The 723-nt window shown below is 58.5% G+C and carries 1 protein-coding gene; it reads right to left on the bottom strand.

The window, feature by feature from the left end; all coding sequences use genetic code 11:
• Positions 1-604: esterase/lipase family protein (locus ACNPP0_RS25015; RefSeq protein ID WP_448707307.1), on the bottom strand; the 604-nt coding region annotated here is incomplete at its 3' end.
• Positions 605-723: the final 119 nt, after the last annotated feature.

Raw genomic sequence — 723 nt, 5'->3', positions numbered from 1 at the left:
TTGTCGGCATGACGCCGTGCACGATGCCACAAATGGCGGCTTCCATTCCAGGCAGTTTCGCGCACATGCGGGCTATCAGACCGCCCATCGAATGGGTCACAAGAACCACTTGTTGGCAGCGCTTTCCATACTGCTCGCGGATCGTTTCTATCCTGAGCTTTAGTTTCTGGGCTGACTCCGCGTTCGTCTCCAACCAGTTATATCCAAACGCATGCACCGGCATATTGAATCGAACTCCGGCCAGCAAATCGTCCGTCGTCAAGGGCTTGGTGCCGTCGTCTTCGTCGCCGTTGCGATCCGCCCCGTTCAATCGCGGCATAAACACATCCATGCCGGCTTTAAGCCGTCGATATGCGGCTGTGGGGTCTTCCCAGTGCCTGTCCTCGAGTTCAAGCGCATAGTTCAGGTGGCGAGGAACCGTGGGGGAATTCAGCACATGTTCCAACCACATCAGATAGCGTTCGTAGCTGGTCTGTCCGACTTCGCCCCAACCCCGTTCCCGATATCGCCTCATCAGGGCGGCCTTGCGCTGAGCGGGCAGCAGCTGTTGGTCATCCTGCACCATCCCCCACGGCACGTTGGGTACACCGCCCTCGTCATCCACTTGCACTCGGTCGGGATGCAGAAGGCTCTGCCGTATCCCTGCCTTCTGGCCGACCCATTGGCCCAGCAACGGAGTTGGGATGCCCGCAAAACCATAATCCAGTCGCCACACAGATCTGG

The sequence above is a fragment of the Achromobacter semiaridum genome (assembly GCF_053543755.1).
This window is presented reverse-complemented; position numbering and strand designations above follow the sequence as displayed.